At 62.1% G+C, this 20,640-nt stretch carries 17 protein-coding genes; 9 read left to right on the top strand and 8 right to left on the bottom strand.

The annotated features are described in order from the left end of the window. Positions 1 to 35 precede the first annotated feature (35 nt). From BV034_RS33320 to BV034_RS33300, 5 genes are all read left to right on the top strand, one after another. On the top strand, positions 36 to 1,331 hold the full coding sequence (locus BV034_RS33320; RefSeq protein ID WP_081888326.1) for a glycosyltransferase: 1,296 nt from the start codon (positions 36 to 38) through the stop codon (positions 1,329 to 1,331). Then, positions 1,331 to 2,359 (top strand): FAD-dependent oxidoreductase, encoded by a 1,029-nt coding sequence (locus BV034_RS33315; protein WP_050031255.1) that lies wholly within the window; start codon positions 1,331 to 1,333, stop codon positions 2,357 to 2,359. The genes BV034_RS33320 and BV034_RS33315 overlap by 1 nt, the downstream gene beginning before the upstream one ends. Positions 2,360 to 2,515: 156 nt before the next feature. Beyond that, complete coding sequence (locus BV034_RS33310) at positions 2,516 to 3,013, top strand: type III secretion system chaperone (protein WP_050031254.1); 498 nt, start codon at positions 2,516 to 2,518, stop codon at positions 3,011 to 3,013. A 44-nt stretch (positions 3,014 to 3,057) separates the two neighbouring features. Continuing rightward, positions 3,058 to 5,934, top strand: a complete 2,877-nt coding sequence (locus tag BV034_RS33305; RefSeq protein WP_050031253.1) for a hypothetical protein — start codon at positions 3,058 to 3,060, stop codon at positions 5,932 to 5,934. After that, positions 5,934 to 6,335: a DUF3592 domain-containing protein gene (locus BV034_RS33300; RefSeq protein ID WP_050031252.1), complete on the top strand. Its 402-nt coding sequence runs from the start codon at positions 5,934 to 5,936 to the stop codon at positions 6,333 to 6,335. Before BV034_RS33305 ends, BV034_RS33300 begins: the two co-directional genes overlap by 1 nt. Positions 6,336 to 6,429: 94 nt before the next feature. Here the strand turns inward: BV034_RS33300 and lpdA are convergent, their stop codons facing one another. The 3 genes from lpdA to BV034_RS33285 are packed head-to-tail and all read right to left on the bottom strand — an operon-like array spanning position 6,430 to position 9,407. Further along, positions 6,430 to 7,815 carry a dihydrolipoyl dehydrogenase gene (gene lpdA / locus BV034_RS33295; RefSeq protein WP_050031251.1) on the bottom strand — a complete coding sequence of 462 codons (1,386 nt, stop codon included), beginning with the start codon at positions 7,813 to 7,815 and terminating at the stop codon, positions 6,430 to 6,432. 46 nt (positions 7,816 to 7,861) lie between these two features. Beyond that, positions 7,862 to 8,848, bottom strand: coding sequence for a hypothetical protein (locus BV034_RS33290; protein ID WP_265593762.1), 987 nt, complete (start codon positions 8,846 to 8,848; stop codon positions 7,862 to 7,864). Between the two features lie 16 nt (positions 8,849 to 8,864). Then, complete coding sequence (locus tag BV034_RS33285; RefSeq protein WP_050031249.1) at positions 8,865 to 9,407, bottom strand: hypothetical protein; 543 nt, start codon at positions 9,405 to 9,407, stop codon at positions 8,865 to 8,867. Between the two features lie 185 nt (positions 9,408 to 9,592). Here BV034_RS33285 and BV034_RS33280 point away from each other — a divergent pair, with 185 nt between their 5' ends. From BV034_RS33280 to BV034_RS33265, 4 genes are all read left to right on the top strand, one after another. Then, positions 9,593 to 10,117, top strand: coding sequence for a phospholipase D-like domain-containing protein (locus BV034_RS33280; RefSeq protein WP_009965944.1), 525 nt, complete (start codon positions 9,593 to 9,595; stop codon positions 10,115 to 10,117). A 40-nt stretch (positions 10,118 to 10,157) separates the two neighbouring features. Beyond that, positions 10,158 to 10,346: an addiction module protein gene (locus tag BV034_RS35460; RefSeq protein WP_265593761.1), complete on the top strand. Its 189-nt coding sequence runs from the start codon at positions 10,158 to 10,160 to the stop codon at positions 10,344 to 10,346. Between the two features lie 492 nt (positions 10,347 to 10,838). Beyond that, entirely contained in the window at positions 10,839 to 11,300 is a 462-nt protein-coding gene (locus tag BV034_RS33270; RefSeq protein ID WP_050031247.1) for an MOSC domain-containing protein, read from the top strand. An 18-nt stretch (positions 11,301 to 11,318) separates the two neighbouring features. Further along, positions 11,319 to 11,927, top strand: coding sequence for a molybdenum cofactor guanylyltransferase (locus BV034_RS33265; protein WP_265593760.1), 609 nt, complete (start codon positions 11,319 to 11,321; stop codon positions 11,925 to 11,927). 123 nt (positions 11,928 to 12,050) lie between these two features. Here the strand turns inward: BV034_RS33265 and BV034_RS35455 are convergent, their stop codons facing one another. The 5 genes from BV034_RS35455 to BV034_RS33240 form a co-directional block, all read right to left on the bottom strand. Next, on the bottom strand, positions 12,051 to 15,599 hold the full coding sequence (locus tag BV034_RS35455) for a DUF1553 domain-containing protein (protein WP_050031245.1): 3,549 nt from the start codon (positions 15,597 to 15,599) through the stop codon (positions 12,051 to 12,053). A gap of 137 nt (positions 15,600 to 15,736) precedes the next feature. After that, a complete protein-coding gene (locus BV034_RS33255) occupies positions 15,737 to 16,828 on the bottom strand; it encodes an MBL fold metallo-hydrolase (protein WP_050031244.1) in 1,092 nt (363 codons plus the stop codon). 251 nt (positions 16,829 to 17,079) lie between these two features. Then, on the bottom strand, positions 17,080 to 17,742 hold the full coding sequence (locus BV034_RS33250) for a c-type cytochrome (RefSeq protein WP_265593759.1): 663 nt from the start codon (positions 17,740 to 17,742) through the stop codon (positions 17,080 to 17,082). 200 nt (positions 17,743 to 17,942) lie between these two features. Then, positions 17,943 to 19,649, bottom strand: coding sequence for a sialate O-acetylesterase (locus tag BV034_RS33245; RefSeq protein WP_050031242.1), 1,707 nt, complete (start codon positions 19,647 to 19,649; stop codon positions 17,943 to 17,945). Positions 19,650 to 19,741: 92 nt separating this feature from the next. Beyond that, entirely contained in the window at positions 19,742 to 20,635 is an 894-nt protein-coding gene (locus tag BV034_RS33240; protein WP_050031241.1) for an alpha/beta hydrolase, read from the bottom strand. Positions 20,636 to 20,640 lie beyond the last annotated feature (5 nt).

Genomic DNA, 20,640 nt, shown 5'->3' with positions numbered 1-20,640 from the left:
GTCGGATAGCGGCCCGACACTGATTGACTAAGACGATGCGAATTTTGATGACCCAGCGGGACCTGACGTATGTCGGGGGAACGGAGATGGTGACCGTGGAGCTGGCCAAGGAGCTGGCGGAGCGCGGTCATGAGGTCGCGGTGTACACACCACGAACCGGGCGGATCGCCAACATCATGATCTCAAGCGGTGTGTGGGTCAGGGACCGTCTGGCGGACATCCCCTGGGTGCCGGACATCATCCACGGGCAGCACCATCTGCAGACGATGGCCGCCCTGGCCAAGTTCAAGGAAACACCGGCCGTGTACTACTGCCACGGTGTGCTTCCCTGGGTGGAGCGCCCCCCGGTGCACCCAAGAATCGGCCGCTATCTCATGATGTGTGAGTGGCTGGCACCCCGCACCACGCCCGAGTATGGCCTGCCTCCTGAGAGGGTGGCCGTGCTGCCAAACTTCGTCAGTCTCACCCGCTTCACCCAGGTGCGCACCCCGCCCGCGCGGCCCCGGCGGGCTGCGCTCTTTGGCGGGTGGTTGAACCAGGAGGAGGTACACAAGCTGGAGGCGGCCTGTGCGAAGGCCTCGCTGAAGCTCGACAAGATCGGGTACAACCATGACAACCCGTTGGAGCGCCCGGAAATCTTCCTGAAGGACTACGATGTGGTTTTTGCCATCGGCCGCTGTGCGCTGGAGGCCCTGGCCTGTGGCTGTGCCGTCATCCCCCTCATGCCGGGGCAGGCTGGCGAACTGATCACCTCTGCGACTTTCGATCAGTACGCCTTTTCCAACTTCAGTCCCCGGTACTTCGTCACGGCCAACCAGATCAGTGATGACTGGCTCCTCGAGCAGATGGCCCGCTATCAGCCGGAGGAAGTGCTCGCCGTCACCTCCCTGGTGCGGGAGCGCCACTCCCTGCAAGGTGCCGTGGACCGGCTTTTGCAGTTTTACTCGGAGGCCGTAGCCACCGCAGTGCCCGCCGCAGAGGGAGAGCCCAGCTCTGAGTTTGCGCCGTACCTGGAGACCGTGGGGCGTGAGGCCGACGTCATGTGGGCGGAACTGGAGGCCATGCGGGGGCAGTTGAAGGAGAAATCCCGTGAAGTCAGGTCGCTCAAGCAGGCACTGAAACGCTCGGAAAAAGCCAAGGAAAAGGTCGAGGCAGAATTCAAGACGCTCAAACTGCGGCATGACCTCATGGGACAGACGCTGCGCGAGCATTGGATGGGCCGCTGGCTGCTAGGCCGGGTCCATCGCCTGCTCCGGCACGCACCGGTCGAGGCTGAAGAGAAGCGCTGCCTGGAGCCTGCCTCGGCACCCGTTGTCGCTACGCCCTCGTGATGTCCGCTCCACAGGCCGCCAAGCTCCATCGTCGCGTGAATCTTCCCTTGCCTGATTTGGATGCCAGTCCCGTGCGCTTCGTTGCAGGTCTGAGGCCGAAGCGGCGGGGAAGCTATCGTATCGAGGCCGTCCGTCAGGGACAGAAGCTGGTGATTCACAACTACGGTCATGGGGGCGCAGGCATCACCCTGTGCTGGGGCTGCGCGGAGGAGGTGCTGGATTTGCTCAGAGTCTCTGGTTCAAGTACCCCTGCCATGCCAATCGCCATCCTGGGCGCGGGTGTGATGGGGCTGACGACTGCCACCTTTCTCCGGGAGGCGGGGTATCTGCCCACGCTCTACACCAGCGCCTTGCCGGTCGCCACCACCTCCAGCATCGCCGGTGGCCCGTGGGCTCCCTCCCTGGTGGATCACGATCCATCGCCCGCGGGGCAGGCCGCCTTTGAGAGGCTGCTGCGACGTTCCTTTCACGCTCACGAGCGCCGTTTGGGGCAGGGCTTTGGTGTCTTCCGACGGCATCTGTACACGCCGGTGCCCTCCCTGAGCCTTGCCAAGCTGCCCCCGGGTCTCATTCCCGAGCCTGAGCAGCTGGAAGAATTGCCGTTCCCCACCGTCCCAGGGCCGGGCTTCCGCTACGACACGCTCATGATTGAGCCGCCGATCCTGCTGGCCCGGCTGGAACAAGATCTGCGTGAAGCAGGCGTGCTTTTTGAGTCGCGTCACTTCCGCAGCGCGGCGGAGGTGGAGACGCTTCCGGAGTCAGTCGTCATCAACTGCACCGGGCTGGGATCCAGGGAGATCTGGCCGGATGAGCGTCTGCATCCTCTGAAGGGGCAGCTCGCCATCCTGCCTCCCCAGCCGGGGCTGGACTACCTCTTCAGCGACCAGCGGGGCTATGTTTTCCCCCGGAGTGACGGCGTGGTGGTTGGAGGAACTTACACGTACGATGAAGACCCGACTCCTGACCCGGAGGTCGGCCGCAGGCTGATCCAGGAGATGAAGCGCAGGTTCGGCCAAGCTCCCGGTTGAGCGGAGAGCGGGCGGCTTCTGTGAACTTTGCGCCTTTGGAGGAAAATTTTCTGTAACTCCTAATTCGTGGAGGACAGTTTGCATGATGAAGACGTGGCCCTGCCCGATCTTCCCCAAGCGAACTTTTGATCCGTCCCAATCACACCCTTTCTTCCCATGGCCGACAACGACACTTCTGCTCCGACCCTCTCCACGGAACCCGCGAACCTGGAAACGCTCATGGCCGAAGTGGGTCCCCTGATTGATGCGGGCGAAGTCCGCCAGTATGAACCCACCCGCTGGGCGATCGCGTTTGACGACGACTTTGGCGTGGAGGTGGAGCATGACGTGGACCTGAACAAGCTCGTGCTCTACACGAACCTGGGCCACCCACCCGCTGGAGACGAGACCGCTTCCTACAAGCTCCTTCTGCACGTCGCCACCATGTGGCGGGAGACCGGTGGTCTGCGGATGGGTTTGGATCCGGTGGATGATACCGTGGTGCAGATCTATGACTTCCCGCTCGCTGGCGTGGAATTGGAAGACCTGGAGGTGCAGATTCGCAACTTCGCCGATACCGCCCTTCACGCCCGGAAGATTCTTGCCGGCGGCACCGGCACTGCCGCTCAGGATGGCGAGGGTGCCGACGACGGTCTCCACTTCATGCGCGTCTAGTCTAGTTCCCGATTTGTTTTCACCAATTCCAACTGTTCACAGCCATGCCCATCAGCTTGCAAGCCGCCCACAAGGCCGAACTTCGGGTCGAAGTCGGGAAAACCACGGTCGAGGAACTTCAGAAGTTCCAGAAGGACGTTCAAGCCAAGGGCGGCGGTGAGATCCGCGCCCGGAAGAACGACGACGGCTCGCACACGCTCTACGTGGCCGCCGACAAGAAGGTGCGACTTCGTGCCATCTTCGGTCAATCCTACGGTGCTGAAGCCCGCGCCGGGAAAGTCGCTCTGGCCAAGGATCTCATGAAGGAGATCATCTCCCGCCGCCTGCCGGATCGCCCTGATGGGCAGAACACCGCCTTGCTCGCCCGCATTGACGAGCGCAGCAGTGTCGCCCGGTTGGGTGTGGTGCTGGATGAGGTCCGGAACGTTGGTGACGTCCCTCACCAAGCCATGTACGACAAGATGCCACCCGGGCTGCAGGATCACTACAAGCAGCTGGGGACCATCATGACCACGCCGAACCTGAAAGAGGCGTTCGGGGTCAGCATGGGGCAGCAGTATGTGAAGGAGAACTTCGACTTCCTGAGCCTCGTGCAGCAATACGAGAAAACCAGCAACCCTCACGAGAAGCTGGCGCTGGCAGAGAAGATCTACAAGCTGGTGGAATCCCCTGAGAACCCGCCTTCCCGTGACCCTGGTGGGATGCAGCAGATCAACCTCAGTGCGGCGATGGCCGGAAGAATCACAGAGGGTATTGAGCATCTGCGTCAGGCCATCGTGCCCGGCCAGGAGCCTTCCGAGGCAGACAAGCAACTCCTGAACGATCTCTTCTCTGAGTCTAAAGGCGAGATCACCAAACTGTCGAAGCCGGCCTTGGACAACTTCATCGCTGGCCATTCCTTCAAGGCAGAGGCGGGAAGGGCGCACTCCGCCAAGTTGTCCGGTGAGAGTTCCTCCGTGCCGGCGAGCCGCCTCGCCCCGGGTTCTGGTGAAGCTTTCAACAAGCAGGTGGACTCGTTCACCAGCATCCCCAAGCTCATGGGTGACCCGGAGATCCGTGCCGCCTACAAGCAGCATCTGAGCGGAGGCCCCCAGCAGGCCAACTTCGACCGCTACGAGCAGATCGAGGTTCTCGCCCAACTGGCCGAAAGCGGTGACATCAGCGATGCGGAGCTTCTCCAGCACTGCCAGGAGATGTTTGTGGACAACGTGCCTGAGGACCAGCGCGATGATCCCTTCTTTGAGATGGTCAGCAGCCGCTTGCAGGGGATTCGTGAAGAACACGAAACCCTCGGCGGAGACATGGAGAGCCGTATCGGGCAAGAGCAGCTTTTTGGGCCGGAGGAAGATGGCCAGGACAGTCTTGTGAGAGGCAAGCTCACGGACTTCCTCAAGGACATGCAGGCCGACGCGGCCAATGGCCTGAAGGGTGATGGGCTGAAGAGCTTTGTGGACTCGCCCCAGGGGTCACGGACCGGTCAACTGGGCAAGATCGTCGCCCAACGCATGTTCAACGAGGACATGGACTGGGCACCTGGCAAGGAGTCGCACGTGGGCTCCTTCGAGCGCTTCCGCGGAGTAGACTTGGAGGGCTCCGGCGGAGCCACGGGCAGCGGTCGCGCCAAGGTGGGCGGGCAGTTCTTCCAGGTGAAGGACTCCATCGTCCACGCAGGCCGGGGCCGTCGCATAAAGGCGGGCGGGCTGAACACGGAGAACTACGGTGAGGTGATCTCTTCGAACATTGCTCGCTCCATGCTGCCGAAGGGGGATCGTCGACTGGTTCCCGAAGTGGCACTGCGTCAAGACAGCGTGAAACACGAAGCCGTGGTCACTTCCAAATATCTCTCCGGCGGCAAAGGCGATCTCAAGGGCCTCTACATTGAGCTGGCGGGACCACTCCCTCGCGGGCAGAAGCACCCGAAGATCCAGCTAGATGCGCCGGAAGGTGCCCGCAGCGGCGGCGGCGTGCTGCGCCTGAGCGGTCAGGCCTCCCAGGATGTGCAGCGGAACATCGCCCTCTCCGCGCTCATGGGTGACCATGACGTGAACCCGGGCAACATGATCGCCACGCAGGACGGCCGCGTGGGCCGCATCGACTTTGGTCACGCCTTCAATGAGCTGATCAACGGCATTGGCGGCACGGCCACCGGTGGCGGCGGGGTGCGCAACAAGAGCAACCGCGTTCTGGACTTCTTCAATCGCGAGGAGATCAGCGGCAACCCGCTGGTGCGGGGGCAGAACAAGCCCAAACTCTGGCGCGACTATACCGGGGCAGGCCCTTCCGAGGGCATGACCCAGGCGCTCCGGGACATCGCTGGCAGCCAGGATTCCCTGGAAGGCATCATGCAGGCCAAGTCGCAGTTCACGGACCTGATCGCGCAGCTGGAAGCAGAGGGCACTCCTGAGGCCCAGGCACAAATCAAGGATCTGACCAAGTCTCTTGCTCGCATCGCCAGGAACATCGAGAAGCCCATCACCGCCACCGAACCCGGTGAGATCGTGAAGGAGGTCTTCAACAACATCGAGGCGTTCGTGGTGGAAGGCCAGGCCCAGATGCGTGAGGTGGCGAACCTCTCCGAACTGCAAACCAAGATCGATACGTTCATCGCCAGCACCCGGGACAACCCGGACGCTCCGATCCCGGACGACATCCAGCAGGCCTATACCCAGCTGCTCGACAGTTCCGTGAAGCTGGAAGGCGGAACGGGGCTGAACTGGATGAAGCACACCGACGGCACCCCGGCTTTCAAGGGCAACCTCACCGATTTCATCCAGACCCGCCGTGCGGAGGTCGCAGGGGGACCGGGAGTTGGAGTTCCGGGGGGCCTTGGGGCTCCTCCTGAAGGTGTCGGAGCTTTGGGCGTGGTTGGTGCCGGTGTTGAGGTGCTCTCGGGCGCGGCGCGGGTCATTAACTCGCTTTGATGAAGGCTGGCCCGTGGTCGTGGGTTCTGGCAGGGTTGCTTACTCTGCTGGGGCTCATTTCCACGGGGCGTACCGCCTGGTGGCTTGCCCACGCAGAGCGCGTCACCGGAGTTGCCGGGCATTCGGGTTATCGCGCCAGCAGTACGGCCAAGTCTGCTGGCACCCCGGTGGTGTACGTCACCTTCAGCACGCTTTCCGGGGAGGGGAAGACCCTGAACATGACCACTTGGTCAACGAAGACGCACCCGCCAGGCAGTCCTGTTCCGGTGGTCTATGATCCCCAGCGCCCCGGGAAGGGGAAGGTGGACGTCTGGTGGAATCACTGGCCGCTCCCGGTGCTGACGCTGCTGAGTGGCGTGATCCTCCTGGTCCGGGCGCTGCAGCTGAGCCGTCATGCGTGAGCGGCTTGGAGCGATGCACAAAAAAGAAGGCAGGGACATCGCCCTGCCTTCCTCACAATGAATCTTCGCTTAGTCCTTGTGCGGGACGGGATGCCTACACGTGGATCGCGTGACCAGCAGCCACTTCGGCGGCTTCCTTCACCATTTCCGACAGGGTCGGGTGGGCGTGGATGGTCGCTTCGATTTCCTCGTAGGTGGCTTCCAGCGTGATGGCCAGGCCCAGCTCAGCGATGAGTTCGGTAGCCTCAGTGCCGATGATGTGGGCGCCCAAGATCTCGCCATGGGGTTCACCCACGATGAGCTTCACAAAACCGTCGCTGGCCCCGATGGCGCGGGCCTTGCCGCTGGCGGCGTAGGAGAACTTGCCGACCTTGTACTTGAGGCCCTTTTCCTTGGCAGCGCGCTCGGTGAGACCCACGCTGGCCACCTGTGGGTGGCAGTAGGTGCAGCCCGGGAACACGGTGACCTTCTTCGGCTTGTGACCGGGGACGAACATGCCTTCCACAGCCTGGACAGCCTCGTAGCTGGCCACGTGGGCGAGCCAGGGCGGCCCGATGATGTCGCCTGCGCCATAGACGCCGGGGATGTTGGTCTCGTATTTGTCGTTGGTCTGGATGTAACCGCGGTCGGTGAGGCCGATCTTGAGGTCGCCGCCGGGAAGCAGCGGGGACACGCCGATCGCCACGAGGCAGATGTCGGCCTCCAGAAGCTTCTCTTCGCCCTTGTCGTTGGCCACGGTGATCTTCACACCGCTGTCGCTGGCCTCGGTCTTCACCGTCTTGTGGCTGGTGAGGAGCGTCATGCCCTGCTTGACGAGGGATTTCTCCAGCGCCTGGGACACCTCGGTGTCTTCCACGGGCAGAACGTTGGGCAGCATTTCTACCACCGTCACTTTCGTGCCGAAGGAGTTGAAGAAGTAGGCGAATTCAATGCCGATCGCGCCAGCACCGATGATGACCACACTCTTGGGCTGGGTGGGGAGGGCGAGAGCCTCCTTGGAGCCGATGACGGTGGTGCCGTTGAAGGGGAATCCGGGCATCGGGCGGGACACGCAGCCCGTGGCGATGAGGATCTTGGCACCCTGATGGATCTCTTCCTTGCCGTCAGCCAGCTTCACGCGCACCTCACCGGCCTTGTCCAGGAAGGCTTCACCGCGGATGGAGTCGATCTTGTTCTTCTTGAAGAGGTAGTCCACGCCTGCGGCACCCTTGTCGGAGACCACGCGCGAGCGCTTGATGAGCTTGGTCCAGTCGTAGGAGACGTCTTTGATCGTGAAAGGGGACCCTTCGGAGTGCGTCATGCGGTGGTAGAACTCCGCATCGTGCAACAGCGCCTTGGTCGGGATGCAGCCCCAGTTGTTGCAGGTGCCGCCGCCACGCTCCTTCTCCACACAAGCGACTTTTTTGCCCAGCTGGGCAGCGCGGATGGCTGCGACATAGCCCGCAGGGCCGCCGCCGATGACGATGAGGTCGTAGGTCATGATTTCCAAAAGTAGGTGTTCCGTTTCAGGGAATGCCGCTAGGCAGTTAGCGCAGTGCCCGGGGGAAAGCAAGGCGCGCGAACCAGAACGGCAGATTGATCAAAAAGATGAGTACGAGCGTCTCGTGGTTATGGAAGTCCAGCTCCATGATCCATGAGATGGATTCGTGCATGGCGATGAGAGAGACGCCGATGATGAAGGCCCAAATCCGGTCCCGCAGGGCCACAAAGGCGAAACACTCCAGGAAGAATCCGCTGCCAAAGAGGACGGTGGCCGCCAGAGGGTGCTGGAGGAGCCACACCGCCACCGGCGGGTCCATCTTCTGAGCGGGGTCCAGGTCCCCGTAGTAGTTGAGTCGCTGGGATTTGACGATCTCGATGCACAAGTACTTGGCGTTGAGCACCCACATGCCCTTGGAGTTCGTGATCTTGGTGATGGCGGAGATCACATAACTGAAGGCGATGATCCCGGTGCTATAGTACACCATGTAGCTCTGGAGAGGCAGCGGCAGGGCAGAGGCGACGTCCCGGGCCCCCTGGCGCTGTTTCCACCACCACCACCAGGCCACCAGACTCTGGCCAATGAGCACCAAGGTGACGAGCTGCACCCCATGGTGGGTGAAGCCCTGGGAGTTCGAGTACGTGTAGATCATCGTGCTGGCGAGGGCCAGGACCGGAAGCACGAAACGGAGGCCAAACCCCAGGATGTAGATCGCAAGACCCACCGCGCCGAGACCGCGGAAGAACTCGAACATGCCTGGGCGGTGCAGAAAGCTCAGGTCCACCAGCGTGGCAATCCCCACCGGGGCAGGTTGGGAGGCATACTTGAAGGGGTGCCAGTCCATGAAGGTGTGCATGACCAGCGCCGCGAAACCGATGCGCATGAGCACCCACTCCCAGCGATGGACGGGGAAGGGGACAAAGCCGCCTGCCATCCATCGGCCCAGAGCGGCGATGAAGCGCCGCCAGAGAGAGCTCTGACCCGTTGCAGCGGGCGGCAGCGAGGCAGGGGAGGGTAGGGCGGTGTCTGGCATCAGATCTCTTTCGGTTTCAGCGCAGGCGGCCCACCACCTTGTGATTCTCGTGGAAGCCATCATCGGCAAATGACAGCGTCACCTCCATGAGCAGCACGTCCTCTGGCAGGTGACGGTGCGGTTTGCGGAGCAGGGACTGCTTCCGCAGGAAGACCAGGACGTCGTGTCCCGCCTCGGGCTTGAAGTCCGATTCCGGCCTGGGGTCACGATTCTCCTTCTTCGCCTGCTTGATGTCCTCTTCAATGAGCTGACTTTTGTGATAGCCGAACTTCTTGCCTACCCGGGATGGGGTCACGCCGGTGTGCCACACCACTGGCAGAGGCTGCTGATTCCGATCCGCCAGGTACTGGAAGGGCAACGGCCGGGAGGTCGGGTTGCAGTACATGGGGTAGTGGCTGAAGGGGTAGTTGTCCCTCACGATCTGGGCGAGCACCACAAACACCAGCAGCGGGAAGACGGGGTGCCGGCGCAGTCGCTTCCAGCGCGTCCGCCATACTCCAGGGGCGGGCAGGGAGGCGTCAGGAGCAGGTGGGGGGCTGGCAGCAGGATCTGGAGCCATGACAGGCAATTCCCGGGCATTGGGGAAGCGCCGCAGTTAGCCCACCAGAGGCCGAATGCAACCGCCTGTCGGTGAAGGATCGGGCAAAAATGGCTCTGGGATGATCGCTGCGGCAGGCGGGTGTTGGCGAGGGTGACAACCGCATGTAGATTTCCCCTCCCCTCCCCAGCGCCCGCACCGCCTGCATGCAGCTTGTCCTCAATGCTCAAACCTACGAAACCGTCCTCCTGCGGCTGGTGCCGGAGGCCAAACGGTATCTCTGGGTGGTGACGGCCGATTTGAAGGACCTCTTTGTGGAAGATGGCGCTGGCAAGTTCATCCCCTTCCTGGCCGTGCTCGCAGAGAAGCTCCGCCAGGGCGTGGAGGTTCGTCTCATTCACGCCAAAGAGCCCGGCCCGCGATTTCGCGAAGAGTTCGACCGTTTCCCGGAATTCCTGCGCAGCGATCTCTTCGAGCGCATCCTCTGCCCGCGCATGCACATGAAGGCGGTGGTGGCGGATGGCCGCATCGCCTATATAGGCTCCGCCAACCTCACCGGGGCCGGCATGGGGGCCAAGGCCGAGAATCGCCGTAACTTCGAGGCTGGCTTTGTGACGGAGGACAAGGAGCAGATCGCCCAGTTGATGAGTTTCCTGGACAGCTTCTACCTGGGCGACTGGTGCACGAACTGCCAGCGGCGCGATGTCTGCCCGGAACCGGTGGGCGGGTGAGTGGCTTGCCAGCAGTCGTCAGGAGGCGTATGGTTCTATCATGAGTGCCACTCTCGAGACTCTGTTCGCCGAAGCTCTCGAGCTTCCTGATGAATCACGCTTGGAACTGGTCGAACGACTGATACCCACGATCAAACCGGAGGCATCGGTGGAAGCGGCCCAGTTGGCAGAAGTCGTCCGCCGGATGGAAGAGGTTCAATCTGGGGAAGCCCCAGCTTGTTCCCGGTGATGAAGTCTTTCGTAAGGCAAGGGAATCGTTGGCGGCGCGGCGGGCTTGATGAGGATCTATTTTCACCCCGCCGCCAGTCACGAACTCCATGAAGCCTCTCTCTGGTATGAGGATCGAAGCCTGCAAGCAGGGAGCTGGTTCGTTGACGAAGTGCATGGTGCCGTGGAGGCCATCCGTACGGATCCTGGTTGATATCAAAGGGCCGTTGGTGAAGTCAGGGTGTTCCGACTGAAGCGCTTTCCCTATCGGCTGTATTTTGCCTTTGATGCAGAAAGGCAGGACATCACGATCTATGCGTTGATGCATGAGAAGAGGCATCCTGGGTACTGGCATGATCGTCTTGTCTCTGAATGAATATGATGTGACTCTCCCGACATCCCAATAGCGAGCATTCCAACCAGCGTTAGCGTCTCCACAGGGCGAAGCCCGTCTCAACCCGCGAAGCATCTCAACCAGTCGCGTAGCGGCATCTCAACTTCCATTCCCTCCTCCATGCGCGTTCTCCACATCTACATATCGCCCAAGCACGTCTTTGTGGGCCACCACGGGAAACCGGCGGGGACGGAGCCCATGCTCGATGTTCCTGAGGTGGAGTGCGTGGCGGGTCAGGGTTTGCAGGGGGACAGGTATTTCGGGCACCGGGAAAACTACAAGGGCCAGATCACCTTCTTCTCTCAAGAGGTGTATGACCAGCTGTGCGAGCAGATGGGTGTGCATGACCGCGACACCTCCGTGTTCCGTCGCAACGTCATCGTCAGCGATGTGGATCTGAATGCGCTGATAGGGAAGGAGTTCGAGGTTCAGGGCATCACCTTCAAGGGCACGGAGGAGGCCAAGCCCTGTTATTGGATGAACCAGGCCTTTGCCGAAGGCGCGGAAAAGGCGCTCATGGGGAATGGCGGGCTGCGTGCCCGGATTCTAACGGACGGCGTGCTGCGTCGTGAAGCACAATAGAGAGGACTGGACGAGATCGTGCCGGACACTGACTTGCCCCCTTTCGCGGTCGCGTTGCTGGCCGGCGGGCAGTCACGTCGCATGGGACAGGACAAAGCCCTGCTGGAATGGGGTGGCAAACTCTTGTGGCAGGTTCAACTGGGGAAAATTATTTCATTGAATCCAGACCGGGTGCTGCTTTCCTGTCGTGAAGAACAGGGACTTCGCCCCATCCCGGCGGGGACAGAGCCCATCTATGATCCGCCGGACAATCAAGGGCCTCTGCCCGCCCTGCTGCGCTGTCTGAATCTGGCCCGTCTGCCGCTCCTGGTGCTAGGCGTGGACATGCCAGGCATGACGACCGGCTTCCTGGGCGAGATCGTGCGGCGTGGGCTGGTCGTGCCGGGACGCGGACTGGTGTACGAAGGGGCGCGCGGCTTTGAACCTCTGGCGGCGCTTTATCCCGTGGAGGTGCTACCGCTTTTGCAAGAGGCTTTGGATAAAGGAAACTATCGTCTCCAGGCATTCATCAGGGGCGCGGTGGAGGCTGGGCTGTTGGAAGCGTTGCCCGTGCCGGCGCATGCGGTAAGATATTTCTCAAACTTGAATACGCCGGAAGATTTCAGGCAAAGTAGTCCAGAGCTTTAACTCGTCAGTCGCGTTGCCCACGTCATTCAATGCTGTTCCCGCCCTGGGTACATGGCAGATGGAGGGCGGCCGCGAAGCGGTCGCCATGCCGGGTGTTGCGCCTCCCCCACCCACCGGCCGGGTTCAATGATTAAACACAAACTCCGCAGAGTTCAGCAGCGCCCACAAGACATCTTCCACCGCCGCCTTTCGCGCGTCTCCCGCCCCGGCGCCGGCGATCACCTTCACGGCCACGGCCTTTTCGTCGGGCGACGGCAGGCGTGAGAACGTTGCCAGGTACAGTTCATCCACCACGGATTCAGGAGCCAACGTGCCCGTTGCCAGGCGGTTGACACGACCGGTTGCATCCACGAGCCGGGCCTGCAGCCGGGTGCTGTTCATGAGGTGCAGGGCCTGCACGACGCTGGGCTTGGCATCTCGTTCACACGGGCATTCGGCGCTGGCATTGGGGCGGCCAAAGGCATCCATGAACTCGCTTTGCAGCTTGTGGTTCCAGGTCTGTTTGGCCAGGGTACCTGCCGGGGTGCTGGGGAAGGTCTCGCTGGTCTGGGTCACTTCAGACACGGCATCCAGCAGCACCTCCGCAGGCAGCCGTTTGCGATAGGCGCGGGAGTAGTTTCTGGTATCCGCCAGGTTCGTTTCATTGGGCAGGCTGCTGAGCTGGTACACATGGGAGCGCATGATCGTGCGCATCAGGTGCTTGAGGTCGAACTTGTGGGCGACGAAATCCTGCGCCAGCCAGTCCAGAAGCGGGGCGTTGCTTGGGGGATTGGACGCCCGGAAATCGTCCACGGGCTCCACGATGCCGCGCCCCATCAACACCTGCCACACCCGGTTCACCGTGGCACGGGCAAAAAGCGGATTCTCCGGCTTTACCATCCAGTCCACCAGCACGGTGCGAGGGTCCTGGTTCGTGGGAATCGCGACCTGCTCCGCCGCTGGCGCCTTGGGCTTGAGCGGCTCATTGGTCACAGGGTGGGGGATGCTTGCCTCTCCCGGAGCGAACCACCAGTACTCGGGCTCCCCGCTGATGGGGGCGGAGATGCCCTGTCCCTTGCGCTTCATCTGGGTGAAGAACGCCGCTAGTTGATAGTAGTCGCTCTGGTTCCAGCGTTCGCTCGGATGCTGGTGGCACTTCGCGCACTCTAGCCGCACCCCCAGGAAAATCTGGCCCACAAATGCTGCGGCATCGATGGGCTCGCGTTTGTCCCTGAGAAACGCCACCCGCCCATCCTGGTGGCTGCTGCCCTGGGCCGTCAGCAGTTCGCGGACAAACTGGTCCCAGGGCTTGTTGTCCCGGAAAGACTGCCGGATCCACGTATCCATCAGCAGCACCGGCTTCACGCCCACGCGGGAGGGGTTGGGGCGAAGGAGGTCGCCCCACTTGACGGCCCAATGGTCCGCCCACTCTGGGCGTTGCAGGATCTGATCGATCCATTTCTCCCGCTTTTGAGGATCCGTGCTGGCCAGGAACGCCTTCGTCTCCTCCACCGTAGGCAGCAGACCCGCGCCATCCAGGGTGACCCGGCGGATGAACTCCGCATCGGTGCAGGTTTCGCTGGGCAGATGACCCAGTTGTTTGAGCCGGGCATAGACCAGGCGGTCGATCTCATTGTTCTCCGGCTGCCCCGCGTAGCGTTCCGCTGGCAGGAGCTTCTCGGATGGAATCGCTGCCTTGGAAATGCCCACATGTCCCATGTACCGGGCCACCAGCACGGCCTCCCCGCTGTACGGCGTGGCCTGCACATGCCCGTGCTCATCCACGGTCACGACCCCGGCGTCATTGGAGGCATACTCCGTCAGCGCGGTGACGTCGCGGCTGCTGCCATCGCTGTACCGGGCCGTGACCTTCAGATTCAGGCTCTCGTTCTTCTTGTAGGTCTTGTCGGAAGGCTCCACTTCAATGCCTGTCAGCTTGGGCTGGTTGGACACTTCGTAGGGCATGCCCTGGCGGATCCAGTTGGCGACCGTCTTGTAGAACTCCGAAGTTTCTTCGAACCGCTGCCCGCCCTCATGGGCCACGCTGCCGGTGGCTTTCCGCAGGAGCAGGCTTTCTTCCGCCAGGGCTGGGAACACCCGACGCCCTCGCGTGTCCTGCACCACCTCTGCCCAGTCTGAACGCGGATCAAAGGAAAACACCGACAGCTTGAAGCCCGCCTGCCCTGAGGCCTTGGCGTGGCAGCTCCCCATGCTGCAGCCCGCCTTGCCGAGGATCGGCAGAATGTCCTGGGTAAAGCTCAACATCTGCCCGTGCTCTTTTGCCAAGGCAGGGGAGGCTGCCAATTCCGGAGCTGGAGCCGGGGCGGGAGTGGCTGCCGCCGGCGTCGTTGTTGTTTCCTCAAGGCGCGCCAGCTTCCCATCAGTTGCCCAGCTGATCACAGTGCCATCGCCTCCCCCAGCGTACACTGTCATGCCATCGGCGGTTGCGGTCACGGCCTGCAGGTTCGTTCCAGCAACGGCCAGTTTGGTCTCCTTGGCGGAATTGGCCTGGGACTGGGCCCCTTCATGCGCCTTGAGCTCGGTGAACACCCGGGGCAGGCCCTCGTCATTGATCGAGATCAGGCGCTGGCCGTCGGCGCTCCATTGCAGACCCGTGATGGGTGTGTTGGCGCGGCTCAGCTGTACGAGCTGCTCCTTCGTTTTCACATCCCACACCTTGAGTTCCTTGTCGGCACTTCCGGTGGCCAGCCAGCTCGCGTCCTTGTTGAACGCCACGCCCATGACCGGTCCAGTGTGCCCCTCGAACTTGCCCAGCAGCTTGCGGCTGGCGGTCTCCCACACACGGGCCACGTTGTCCGCCCCTCCGGTGGCGAAGAGTCGGCCATCTTGGGACAGGGTCAGCGCGACGATGTTGTCCGTATGGGCCTCCCAGGTGGCTTCGGGCTTGTCAGCTCCCAGCTTCCACTGGTGCAAAAGGCCCCGTTGAGCAGCGGCCCCATCGGCCACCAGCAGGGTGGTCTGATCCGGCAGGAAGGCCAGGGCCGAAACGCGACCCTCCAGTGGTGCCGCCCACGAGCTCAATTCAGCCCCGTCGGCGGCGTTCCAGATCTTTACCAGTCGGTAGCCCCCCGCGGCCAGTTTAGATCCATCTGGACTCCAGGCCAGTGATTGCACCACGTCGCGATGCCCCTTGAGCGTGGCCACGACGGGCCGGGCTTGCTGGGTCACATCGTGAATGCGCACCTCATTCCCGTGGGCGGCGGCGAGCCGTGTTCCTGCCGGATTGAGGCCAAGAGTCATCACCGGTTGCTTTCCTGGTGGGAGGTCGCCCAGCTTGTCTGCTGGGGCTGGTTCTCCAAAGGCATCCAGTGCCTTGTCATCCCAATGAGCCCCGGCATCCACCCATGCCTTAAGCAGGGCGATCTGCTTTTCCGGTAGCTGCTTCTTGGGCGGCATGTGGCCATCACCCTCTGCCGTGAGCGCCTGGATGATCGCGCTTTCTCCGCCTTTTCCCGGCACGAAGGAGGCACCCTGATCCCCGCCTTGCAGGGCGGCTTCGCGACTTTCCAGCGAGAGCCCACCCTTTTGTTTGGTCGTGCTGTGGCAGCTGATGCAGTGCGTTTTGAGCACGCCCATCGCCTCCGCAGGCTTGGGCGGCGCGGTGGCTGCGGCAAAAGCCTGGGGAGTGCTCAAAAGGGCGAGACCGAAAAAGAGGCCGGGAGAGACACGCATGGGACAGCGGTCAATACGGCCTCCTCCCCCGACCTCTTGCCTGTCATGATACTAAACTGACGCAAATTGCCCCGATGGATGGAAAGCTTGCCCTGTTGGGTGTTACATTTGTACCATATCGCGTCACATTCCGCGCTTCAGGGCCTCTTTGCTGCGAAAGGGAACGTCTGGCTGTGCTTCGTCGCTGGCACCTGAATCGTGTAGGTGCCTTTTGTGGCATCGACGCTGCATTTGATAAAGTTGGCCACGCACCCCTCGGCAAGGTCACCTTGGTTGGCAATGAGGCCCTTCACGGTGTTGTTGGCCGCGCCATCTTCCCGCACGTTCTCGTGCATCTGATACATGGCCTTGATGGACGGCGTGCTTTTGAGAGCTTCCAGGGCACTGGCACTCGTGCCTTTGCGCGGGCCGTTGTTCATGACCGACACCGTCGGCGAGAGTGATTTGATGAGGATCGGGTTGTTGCTGGAGTCCAGCCCGTGGTGATTCACCTGATAGAGGTCCACTGTGCCGGCCACATTGTGCGGGGCCACCAGTTTCTCCTCCAGATTCCAGGTCAGATCGCCTCCGTCAAAGAAGCGGAACCCGCCATGCTCCAGGATCAGCACCACGCTGTTGGCGTTGTCAGACGTGTCCACCGGCTTTGGGGGCACACTGCCCGCCAGAGGATTGGTCACCTTGGCCTGCTCCGGGGTAGGGGCGACGAACTTCTGGTTGGCACCCAGGCAACGGAGCGTCGTATTGGGGCCAGCCCCTTCCTTGGCAGGCTGGAGCGGCACCGCATCCCCTGGCGCAATGGTCACGCGCTTGCCTACAGAGGCGGCGCGGTAGGGTCGGCTGGCCAGAGCCCAGCGGGTATCGTTAGGCCTGTTGTCCGGGCTCACGTCCGCCTCGGGGATGCCTTTGTCATAGAGGGCCTTGATGGGCAGTAGCGCGGCCAGCTCCGCCATCCCGCCGAAGTGGTCCACATGGAAGTGGGTGATCACCACGTGGTCGATCTGCTTGAGCCCGGCTTCCTGGGTGGCGACCTTGTGGATCCGCGCAGCGTCCCTGCCTCCGGGATTGCCGGTGTCCACCAGCACCGACTCGCCTTCCGGGGTCACGATCAATGTGGAACCGCCCCCCTCGGAGTCGATCCAGTAGATGTCCAGGGTTCGGGCATGGAGGCCACTGGCGTGCAGCATGCTGACGGCCAGGAGGAGCGAGGCAAGTCGGGAGAGGAGTTTCATGGAGAAATGGGAACGGTGGACCAGCGCAGGATTCTTCCATCGGCTTGTCAGTCAAAGCCAAGCTCGCGTTCCCAAGTCGAACGGGCGGGCACTTTCAGCCCGCCCGTTCTCCCCCCCTTGACCAGAAGCTGCAGAAGCTTCCGACCGACGCTGCTGGATGCGGAGCGTGAACAGCCGGGGCGCTATTCCAGCCACGCGAGTATGCGCCAAAACAGTTTCTCGGTTCAAGAAGTTCAGCTAATATGAGCCTTTTAATCTTCACCGAACCCGCCCCGCTCTTCTTTAGCACCTGTCGTGGACTGGAGAGTGAGCAGGTAGGCCACGAGGGATTGGAGCATCGGCTCATCGTCCACGTAGCTGGAGGACAGGATCATCTTCTTGCCATACTCATCGCCGATCTCCGCCCCACGAAGACCCCGCTGAAACTTTCGCAACTGGGCCGTCAGGTACCAATCAGGAAAACCCACCAGGGGAGGGCTGCGGAAGACGAGTTCCCCTTCACCATTGTAGCGGTGACATTCCATGCAGCGTTCTTCATACAGCTCCTTGCCTCGCGCCAGATCCACGGCGGGATTAGCGGGTGGGGGCGTGACTCGGGGCAGTTGGGTCACATGGGACGCCACCTCGGGAATCTGCTGTGGGGTCAGCGCTTTGGAGATGGCCCGCATCATCTGACCTTCGGTGTCAGCGGCATGTACGCCCCTGCGGTCGAACTGAAAATTTTGCAACTGCGCCACCACGTACCAGTCTGGCAAGCCCGCAATGGAAGGGGCTTTCAGCGTGGCATTGCCCTCCCCTTTGGACCCGTGGCAATGGATGCACAGGTTCTGAAAGAGAACGGCACCCGGAGCCGGCGACGCCGTCACGGGAGGAGCTCCCCAACCTGGGGCTCCGCTGGTGAGCAACATCAACATGGCAAAGCCCCAAAGGCGCATGGCAAAGGCTACTTCACAACACGGTCCAGAGCTTGTCAAAAGCGCCTCCAATCTTGTGGTTGGCGCTTGCCCGTTAGGGGAGGGGCTCCCAATAAAAAAATCCCGGACCTCAGACACGGCACGCCGTGGGAGATCCGGGATGGTGAGGTCTTCCTCAGGGAGAAGCTTCCCGCGAAAGACTAAGCAGCCTTCGGCAAGGCCTTGGGGGCTTCTTTCTCAGCCGGTTTGGCGGCAGGAACTGCCGGAGCAGGGGCAGGGGCCACGACCGGTTTCGGGGCCGCAAACGGGCTGTCCACGCCTTCGGTGGAAAGCTCCCACTTGTCAGACCGGAAGAGGCTGGCGGGGAAGCCCTCCTTGTTGATCAGATTGGCCTCGGGGCACCAGGCTGTCCAGGCATAGCGCACGGCCACAGGATTCTTCACTTCCTCACTGGAAACATGAATCTGCTTGCCCACGACCCGGGCTTTGGCAGGCTTCCACACTTTGTCTTCACCAGCGATGATGAAGCCTTTGAGTTCCCCGCCATCGCGGGCCGCCAGACCGCCGCCCACGTTGCTCCAGCTGACCACGATCTTGTTCCCGGTCACGGACGCACCGCCAAAGATGGGGCCGCCGCTGATGCCATTGGGCTGGTAGTCCTTCTTCTTGTAGTCCTTCACGAGGGCTTGCAAGGCCAGGCGACGCCCCACTTCCTGCTTGTTGCGCGGGTGGATGTCCTTCTCTTCACCGATGTCATTGGCCACGGCCACCCCGCTCTTTTTCACGCGGAGGGCAGTCTGGAGCTGGGCCCACTGCAACTCAGCCCACGTATCGGCGGCTCCCACTGGCTGGGGCCAGGTACGACCATTGCCGAATCCGGCCAGCTGCACGATGTAGAAGCTCAGTTCGTCGCCCCACTGCTTGCGCCAGTCGGCGATGAGCGTGGGCATCAGCGTCTGGTACTGCACCGCACGCTGTTGGTTGGACTCACCCTGGTACCAGATGGCACCCTTCACGGTGTACGGTACGATGGGGGCCACCATGCCATTGAACAACACTGCCGGGCGATGCTGGGTCGTCTGCTGGTTCTCAAACGGGCGTGGAGCACCGGGAACGGGTTGCTGGGTGGCACCGGGCTTGGCGTTCTCGGCTTTGATCTTCTCGATCTTTTCCTTGGTCGCCTTTGTGGCGGTTTCGTAGTCAGCCTTGGCCTTCTCCAAATTGTAGGTCTTCAGGAACTCATCCCAGGCGGTGATGATCGCATTGCAAGACGGCACAGCCTCAAGGGCTGGCTTGCTGGTCCAGGCCTCCGCGCGGGTGCCGCCCCAGGAGGTGTTGATGAGGCCAATCGGCACGTCCAGCGCCTTGTTGAGCTCCCGGCCGAAGAAATAACCCACGGCAGAGAAACTTTTCACGGTATCGGGAGAGCAGACCTGCCAGGAGGGCCGCTGCGCGATGTCCTTGAGCGGCTCATTGGCCACGGCCTTGGGCACCGAAAAAAGACGGATCTTGGGGTGGTGGGCTGCAGGGATCTCCTGCTCGGGGTTCACCGCCTTGTCCACAGTCCATTCCATGTTGGACTGGCCGGAGCAGACCCAGACCTCACCCACGAGGATGTCCTTGAACACGACTTCATTCTTCCCTTTCACCTTGAGCTCGGTGGGCTCCGCACTGGCCTTGAGGGCGTCCAGCGCCACTTTCCAGGCACCGTCTGCGCCGGCAGTGGCCTGCTTGCTCTGGCCGCCAAAGGTGACGGTCACGGCTTCACCCGCATCGGCTGTGCCCCAGACTGCGACAGGCTTGTCGCGTTGCAGCACCAGGTGATCGGAGAACACCGCGGGTAGTTTGACGTCGGCATGGAGCAACCCGCCAGACAGCAGAGTCGCAAGGAAGAGGGAGTATTTCATGGTTGAGGTGAGGGGAACAGATCGCAAAGCGCCCGATTGAAGCGGGCGTGCCCGGGCCTGACAAGCAGAAGGAGCCCGTCCGGCGCGGATGACTACTTCGCGCTGAGCAGGCCTTGTTTTTCCAGAAAAGTCTCGGCCTGGCGCAATGTTTCCCAGACTTCAGGCTCCTTGTTGAAGAAAGCGTGCGTCTTGCCTTCAAAAACGGAGACCTCACAGGTCCCGCCGAGCTCCTTGACCCGGGCAGCGTAGTCTTGCACAGACTTGATCGGCACCGTCGTATCGGCCGATCCGTGGAAGATGATCGTGGGTGGGGCTCCGGCCTTGAGATGCTGATGGGGGCTGAGCTTGAGCAAGTCCGCCAGCTTTTCCGGGGTCACGCCGGCCCGGGCTGCGGCGATATCCAGATTCACGGCCGGGTTGAACAAGACCAGGGCTGCAGGCTGAGTTTCAACCTTCAAGTCGTCGCCCTCGTCGTTGACGTTACCCAGCGTGGTCAGCGTCGCCGCGAGATGGCCGCCGGCCGAACCTCCCCCTGCGGCGATCTTGGTCGGTTCGATCCCCAACTCGGCCGCATGGCCCTTTACCCAGCGGAAGGCTGAGCGCGCATCCTTGACGCAGTCGGCCATGGTCACGCCCTCCTGGGAGGTGAGCCGGTAGTGCACAGAGATCGCCACCATGCCCCGCTCCGCGAGCTTGGCGGATTGTCGGGCAAAGGCATTGGGGCTGCCATTTTTCCAGCCGCCCCCGTGGTAAAAGACGATGGCGCTGCGATGATCCTCTGCTTTCCAGCCAGCGGGCTTCCAGATCCAGAGTTCCAGCTTCCGGCCGCCCACCTCTTTATACACCTTCTTTTCCGAAGGCTGCGGGAGCGCCTGAGCTCCCTTTGCCCGAGTGGGCGGAGAGGGCTCCTGGCTCCACGCGACGTGGATGGCAGGAGCAGAGAGGGTGACGATGGCGAACAGGGACCAGAGGGTGCGAGTTTTCATGACGA

It is taken from the genome of Verrucomicrobium sp. BvORR034, assembly GCF_000739635.1.
Lineage (GTDB): Bacteria > Verrucomicrobiota > Verrucomicrobiia > Verrucomicrobiales > Verrucomicrobiaceae > Verrucomicrobium.
The sequence above is the reverse complement of the archived record's forward strand: the minus strand, read 5'-3'. Positions and strand labels throughout refer to the sequence as shown.